Here is a 6,964-nt window from a genome sequence, read left to right on the forward strand (position 1 = left end):
GGCGTGCTCCGGACCTCGTGCGGGACGGGCGGGGCGTGTCCTCGGGGCGGGGCCGGGAGGCGGCGCGCGTACGGGTTCCGCGCGCGCACGGCGGGCCCGGCCCGGTCCTCGGGGCACGCCCTGGTCCCAATGTAGGCGCGCGGCGGCGTTCGGGCGCGGTGTGGCGCGGCGGGGCCGCTCCCGCCGGGCCCCGAGGGGTCAGGCGCGGGCCGGGACTCCGGTGAGGGCGGTGACGACCGGGTCGAGGGCCTGGTTGATCTCGTCGCCGATGGACCGGAAGAACGTGATGGGGGCGCCGTACGGGTCGTGGACCTCGTCGGACTCGGGGTTGGGCGCCAGCAGCCAGCCGCGCAGCGCGGCGGCGGCGCCGACCAGCGCGCGGGCGCGGTCGGCGAGGCCGCCGTACGGCAGGTGCGGGTCGGGTTCGGGCAGCGTGGCCGGGTCGATGGCCCGGACCAGGCGGTTGAACTCCTTGAGGGTGAAGGTGCGCAGTCCCGCGGAGTGGCCCATGGAGATGACCTGGGCGCGGTGGTCGCGGGTGGCGGTCAGGACGAGGTCGGCGCGGATGACGTGCTCGTCGAGCAGTTCCCGGCCGATGAAGCCGGCCGGGTCGGCGCCGTAGTCGGTGAGGACCGTCGCGGCGTGCGTCTCCATCGGGGCGCCCTCGTGGCCCCAGGTGCCGGCGCTCTCCACGACCAGCCCGCCGCTCGCCTCCGGGCCCAGCCGCAGCTCCAGGGCGTGGCGGTGCAGCCGCTCGGTGATCGGCGAGCGGCACACATTGCCGGTGCTGACGTGCAGGACCCGGAAGGGGGCCTGCGCGGCGGGGAGGCGGGGTGCGGCGTACGGGGGGAAGGCGCCGTCGCCGGGGCCCGCTATGCCCCGCCCGGGAGGCGCCATCAATTGGCCACCTCAAGCTCGGGTACCACCTTGCGCAGCTCCTCCGCGCTGAGCGCGCCCTCGCGCAGCAGGACCGGGATGCGGCCCGTGACGTCGACGATGGAGGACGGCACCGCGGCGGGCGTGGGGCCGCCGTCCAGGTAGACGGAGACGGAGTCTCCGAGCATCTCCTGGGCGGCGTCGCAGTCCTGCGGGGAGGGGTGGCCGGTGAGGTTGGCGCTGGAGACGGCCATCGGGCCGAACTCGGTGAGCAGTTCGATCGCGACGGGGTGCAGCGGCATGCGGACCGCGACCGTGCCGCGGGTCTCGCCGAGGTCCCAGGTCAGCGAGGGCTGGTGGGTGGCGACGAGGGTGAGGGCGCCGGGCCAGAACGCGTCGACGAGTTCCCACGCCTGCTCGGAGAAGTCGGTGACCAGGCCGTGCAGGGTGTTGGGGGAGCCGACGAGGACCGGGGAGGGCATGCCGCGGCCGCGGCCCTTGGCCTCCAGCAGGTCCCCGACGGCCTGGGCGCTGAACGCGTCGGCGCCGATGCCGTAGACGGTGTCGGTCGGCAGCACGACCAGCTCGCCGCGGCGGACGGCGGCCGCGGCCTCGCGCAGACCGGTGGCTCGGTCGGTCGCGTCGCTGCAGTCGTATCGCCGTGCCATCTGGACGACCTCCTCGTACGGAACGGGTGTTTCGGGTGTGTGGGGCGGGTCGGACGCCGGGGTCACGGCGTCGCCCGGCGCGCGGTGGCGAAGCGGGGCCGGTTGTTGAGGTCGGGGTGGTCGGCCGCGTCCGCCCAGCCCTGTTCCTCGGCGAAGATCCAGGGCACCTGGCCGCCCTGGGTGTCGGCGTGCTCGATGACGACCAGGCCGCCGGGGCGCAGCAGCCGGTGCGCGGTCCGCTCGATGCCGCGGATCGTGTCCAGGCCGTCCTCGCCCGAGAACAGCGCGAGCTGGGGGTCGTGGTCGCGTGCCTCGGGTGCGACGTACTCCCACTCGGTCAGCGGGATGTACGGCGGGTTGGAGACGACCAGGTCGACCTGGCCGTCGAGTTCGGGAAGCGCGGTCAGCGCGTCGCCGTGATGGAGAACGACGCGGCTGCCCTCGACGTTCTTCCGCGCGTAGGTCAGGGCGTCGTCGGACAGTTCCACGGCGTGCACGCGCGAGCGCGGCACCTCCTGTGCCAGGGCCAGGGCGATGGCGCCGGAGCCGGTGCACAGGTCGACGATGAGCGGTTCGACGACGTCCATGGCGCGTACCGCGTCTATGGCCCAGCCGACGACGGACTCGGTCTCCGGCCGGGGCACGAACACGCCCGGTCCGACGTGGAGTTCGAGGTACCGGAAGAAGGCGCGCCCGGTGATGTGCTGGAGCGGTTCGCGGGCCTCGCGGCGGGCGACGGCCTCCCAGTAGCGGGCGTCGAAGTCCGCGTCGGCGACCGTGTGCAGCTGGCTGCGCTTGACGCCGTGGACGTGCGCGGCGAGCTCCTCGGCGTCGAAGCGTGGTGAGGGCACGCCGGCGTCGGCCAGCCGCTGGGTGGCCTGCGCCACCTCTGCGAGCAGCAGGTTCACGGGGGTCCTCCAGCCGGTGCTTACGGGATTACTGGGCGGCGGCGAGCTTGGCCGCGGAGTCGGCGTCGACACACGCCTGGATGACGGGGTCGAGTTCGCCGTCGAGCACCTGGTCCAGGTTGTACGCCTTGAAGCCGACCCGGTGGTCCGAGATGCGGTTCTCGGGGAAGTTGTAGGTGCGGATGCGCTCGGAGCGGTCGACCGTGCGGACCTGGCTGCGGCGGGCGTCGGACGCCTCCCGCTCGGCCTCCTCCTGGGCGGCGGCCAGCAGCCGCGAGCGCAGGATGCGCAGTGCCTGCTCCTTGTTCTGGAGCTGGCTCTTCTCGTTCTGGCAGGAGACGACGATGCCGGTGGGCAGGTGGGTGATGCGCACGGCGGAGTCGGTGGTGTTGACGGACTGGCCGCCGGGTCCCGAGGAGCGGTAGACGTCGATGCGCAGGTCGTTGGCCTGGATCTCGACCTCGACCTCCTCGGCCTCGGGCGTGACGAGCACGCCGGCGGCGGAGGTGTGGATGCGGCCCTGGGACTCGGTGGCGGGCACCCGCTGGACGCGGTGCACCCCGCCCTCGTACTTCAGCCGGGCCCAGACGCCCTGGCCGGGCTCGGTGGCCCCGCCGCCGCCCTTGGTCTTCACGGCGACCTGGACGTCCTTGTAGCCGCCGAGGTCGGACTCGTTGGCGTCGAGGATCTCGGTCTTCCAGCCGACGCGCTCGGCGTAGCGCAGGTACATGCGCAGCAGGTCGCCGGCGAACAGCGCGGACTCCTCGCCGCCCTCGCCGGCCTTGACCTCCAGGATGACGTCCTTGTCGTCGCTGGGGTCGCGCGGGACGAGCAGCAGCCGCAGCTTCTCGGTGAGTTCCTCGCGGCGGGCGTCGAGGTCCTTGACCTCGTCGGCGAAGTCGGGGTCGTCGGCGGCGAGTTCCCTGGCGGTCTCGATGTCCTCGCCGGTGCGCTTCCAGTCGCGGTAGGTGGTCACGATGGGGGTGAGTTCCGCGTAGCGCTTGTTGAGGCGCATGGCCTCGCGCTGGTCGGCGTGGACGGCGGGGTCGGCCAGCCGTTTTTCGAGACCGGCGTGCTCGCCGATCAGTTCCTCGACCGCCTCGAACATCGTGGCTTCCTTAGCTGACTGGGTGTTCCTGGGCGCCGGCAGCGGTGCGGCGCGGGCCGCGGCACCCCGGACCTCCGGCCGGGTCCGTGGCCTGGACGACAAAGCGCCGGTCCGGTCGCCCCTGCGCGGGGGCGACCGGGAACCGGCGCCTTGCGGGTCGCTACTTCTTGGCCGAGCCGGAGGCGGCCTTGCCGAAGCGGGCCTCGAAGCGGGCCACGCGGCCACCGGTGTCCATGATCTTCTGCTTGCCCGTGTAGAACGGGTGGCACGCGGAGCACACGTCGGCGCGGATGGTGCCGCCGGCGACCGTGCTACGGGTGGTGAACGAGGCACCGCAGGTGCAGCTGACCTGGGTCTCGACGTACTCCGGGTGGATGTCGCGCTTCAAGGGATTCTCCTAGGTTCGGGAGCGCTCCGGGTCGTGGTGCGGGTTGCCTCACGTGAACCGGGGCCGACGGTCAAGTCTGCCAGGACATGCCGTATCTCCCAAAACCGGGGTGCCGCGGCGGCTATTCCCCGTACGACAGCGGTCCGGCCGGTCACTTCAGGTAGTCGCCGGTGCCGCCCTTGTCCCCGGCGGAGCCCTTGACGGCGGAGGCGGGGATCGGTTTGTCCCGGCGCAGGGCGTCCCAGACCTCGGCGGTCTGCTTCTCCAGCGGCACCACGCGGGCGGGGTCCGTCTTGTCGTACTCCACGGGCAGGGTGACCATGCGGACGTGGTCGGCGCCTATGCCGCCGAGCGTCTTGGCGAAGCCGGTCAGAGCGCCGACGGAGTTGAGGTCGGTGTCGGTGGTGACGGCCTTGGTGGCGGTGTCGGCGATGTCGTAGAGCTTGGCCGGGCTGGTGAACACCCCGACGCTCTTGACCTGTGCCATCAGTGCCTTGATGAACGTCTGCTGGAGCTGGATGCGGCCGAGGTCGCTGCCGTCGCCGCCGGGGACGCCGTGCCGGGTGCGGACGAGGCCGAGGGACTGCTCGCCGTCGAGGGTGTGGGTGCCCGCGGGGAGGTGCAGATGGCTCTTGTCGTCGTTGATCGGCTTGCTGGTGGTGACCTCGACACCGCCGAGGGCGTCGATGAGCTTCTTGAAGCCGGTGAAGTCGACCTCGACGAAGTGGTCCATGCGGATGCCGCTGAGGGATTCGACGGTCTTGACCGCGCAGGCGGGCCCGCCGGCCTCGAAGGCGCTGTTGAACATCGCGCGGGGGCCGCCGGGGACGGTCTTCCCGTCCTTGGTGCAGTCGGGGCGCCGGACCAGGGTGTCGCGGGGGATGCTGACGACGCTGGCCTTCTTGTGGCCCTTGTAGACGTGGACGACCATCGCGGTGTCGGAGCGGGCGGCGCCCTCGTCGGCGCCGTACTCGCCGTTCTTCCCGGCCCGGGAGTCGGAGCCGAGGACGAGGATGTCGAGGGAGCCGTTGTCGACGTTGCGGGGCCGGTCGCGGCCGAGGGCGGCGTTGATGTCGACGCCCTTGAGGTTGCCGTTGAGCGTGAAGTAGACGAAGCCGAGGCCGGCGCCGCCGAGCAGCAGGCAGCTGACGAGCCCGCTCAGGGTGAGGGTCAGGGCGCGGCGGCGCCGGGTGGGGGCCCTGCGCCTGCGGCCCGTGGCCCGTATGCCACGGGATCGGCTCCCGGTCCTGTTCGCGGTCCCGCTGCTGTCCGGCATGTGCTCCTCGGTCCTTGGTCGTACGGCCGCCTCCCACCGCCGCCGTGCGGACGCGGGGCAAAGGTGCCCTGTCAGACGGGAGGCGGAACGGAAGGGTTGCACAGCCGTATATGAGCCATTTCATGCGCACATGTACGGGCGGCCGCCCGATGCCGTGCCGCACTGCCCGCCCCACCTGGGAGTTCGGCCGCTTCCCGGACGCCGCCGCCACATGTGTAGGGGACACGCTCCTGTGCGGAAGGTCTCAGACGCGGCAGCGCCACGGGTGGCACGGATCACACCCCGGTCGTCACCGGAAGCACGTGACCCCCTCACCCGTGCGGGTGAGGGGGTCACGTGGTGTGTCGCCGGGGCGTCAGTCGTTGCCGTTGCCCGTGGTCGGCGTCGTCTTCTGGATCTGGAGCAGGAACTCCGCGTTGGACTTCGTCTGCTTCATCTTGTCCAGCAGCAGCTCGATCGCCTGCTGCTGGTCGAGGGCGTGCAGCACCCGGCGCAGCTTCCAGACGATGGCCAGCTCGTCGGCGCCCATCAGGATCTCCTCCTTACGGGTGGACGACGCGTCGACGTCCACCGCGGGGAAGATCCGCTTGTCGGAGAGCTTGCGGTCGAGCTTGAGCTCCAGGTTGCCGGTGCCCTTGAACTCCTCGAAGATCACCTCGTCCATCCGCGAACCGGTCTCGACCAGCGCGGTGGCCAGGATGGTCAGCGAACCGCCGTCCTCGATGTTGCGCGCCGCGCCGAAGAACCGCTTCGGCGGGTAGAGCGCGGTCGAGTCGACACCACCGGACAGGATGCGGCCGGAGGCGGGCGCCGCGAGGTTGTACGCACGGCCCAGACGGGTGATGGAGTCCAGCAGGACGACCACGTCGTGGCCCAGCTCGACCAGGCGCTTGGCGCGCTCGATGGCGAGTTCGGCGACGGTGGTGTGGTCCTCGGCCGGGCGGTCGAAGGTCGAGGAGATGACCTCGCCCTTGACCGACCGCTGCATGTCGGTGACCTCTTCGGGACGCTCGTCGACGAGGACGACCATCAGGTGGCACTCGGGGTTGTTGCGGGTGATCGAGTTGGCGATCGCCTGCATGATCATGGTCTTACCGGTCTTCGGCGGGGCCACGATCAGACCGCGCTGGCCCTTGCCGATCGGCGTCACCAGGTCGATGATCCGGGTCGTCAGACCGCCCGACTCGCCCTCCAGGCGCAGCCGCTCCTGCGGGTAGAGCGGCGTCAGCTTGCCGAACTCCGGCCGCTGGCGGCCCTGTTCGGGCGCCATGCTGTTGACGGTGTCCAGGCGCACCAGCGCGTTGAACTTCTCCCGGCGCTCGCCGTCCCGCGGCTGGCGGACCGCGCCGGTGACGTGGTCACCCTTGCGCAGACCGTTCTTGCGGACCTGGGCGAGCGAGACGTACACGTCGTTCGGGCCGGGCAGGTAGCCGGAGGTCCGGATGAACGCGTAGTTGTCGAGGATGTCGAGGATGCCCGCGACGGGGATCAGGACGTCGTCCTCGGAGATCTGCGGCTCGTTGCCGAAGTCCTCGCGGCCGCGGCGGCCCCGGCGGTCGCGGTAGCGGCCGCGGCGGCCCCGGCGCCCGCCCTCGAAGTCGTCGTCGTCCTCGGCACGGCGGTCACGGTCGCGGTCGCGCTGGCGGTTGCCGCCCTGGTCGCCGCCGTCGTTCTTGCCGCGCCGGTCGCGGTCGCGCTGGCGCCGCTCACCCTTGGGGCCGCGGTCCTGGCGGTCACCGC

Annotated in this window: 7 protein-coding genes; all 7 read right to left on the reverse strand. The window is 72.0% G+C overall.

From position 1 onward, the window contains the following. Nucleotides 1-198: 198 nt before the first annotated feature. On the reverse strand, nt 199-900 hold the full coding sequence (locus AC51EU_RS24700) for an arsenate reductase/protein-tyrosine-phosphatase family protein (RefSeq protein WP_496269262.1): 702 nt from the start codon (nt 898-900) through the stop codon (nt 199-201). Further along, nucleotides 897-1,544: an L-threonylcarbamoyladenylate synthase gene (locus AC51EU_RS24705; RefSeq protein WP_496269263.1), complete on the reverse strand. Its 648-nt coding sequence runs from the start codon at nt 1,542-1,544 to the stop codon at nt 897-899. Before AC51EU_RS24705 ends, AC51EU_RS24700 begins: the two co-directional genes overlap by 4 nt. 62 nt (nt 1,545-1,606) lie before the next feature. Then, on the reverse strand, nt 1,607-2,452 hold the full coding sequence (gene prmC / locus AC51EU_RS24710) for a peptide chain release factor N(5)-glutamine methyltransferase (protein ID WP_496269264.1): 846 nt from the start codon (nt 2,450-2,452) through the stop codon (nt 1,607-1,609). 28 nt (nt 2,453-2,480) lie between these two features. Further along, nucleotides 2,481-3,560 (reverse strand): peptide chain release factor 1, encoded by a 1,080-nt coding sequence (gene prfA, locus AC51EU_RS24715; RefSeq protein WP_496269265.1) that lies wholly within the window; start codon nt 3,558-3,560, stop codon nt 2,481-2,483. Between the two features lie 160 nt (nt 3,561-3,720). Further along, entirely contained in the window at nt 3,721-3,948 is a 228-nt protein-coding gene (gene rpmE, locus AC51EU_RS24720; protein ID WP_496269266.1) for a 50S ribosomal protein L31, read from the reverse strand. A 151-nt stretch (nt 3,949-4,099) separates the two neighbouring features. Beyond that, nucleotides 4,100-5,224, reverse strand: a complete 1,125-nt coding sequence (locus AC51EU_RS24725) for an LCP family protein (protein WP_496269268.1) — start codon at nt 5,222-5,224, stop codon at nt 4,100-4,102. A gap of 355 nt (nt 5,225-5,579) precedes the next feature. Continuing rightward, a partial coding sequence (rho, locus tag AC51EU_RS24730) for a transcription termination factor Rho (protein WP_496269269.1) occupies nt 5,580-6,964 on the reverse strand: 1,385 nt, incomplete at its 5' end.

This window comes from Candidatus Streptomyces philanthi, assembly GCF_059553635.1.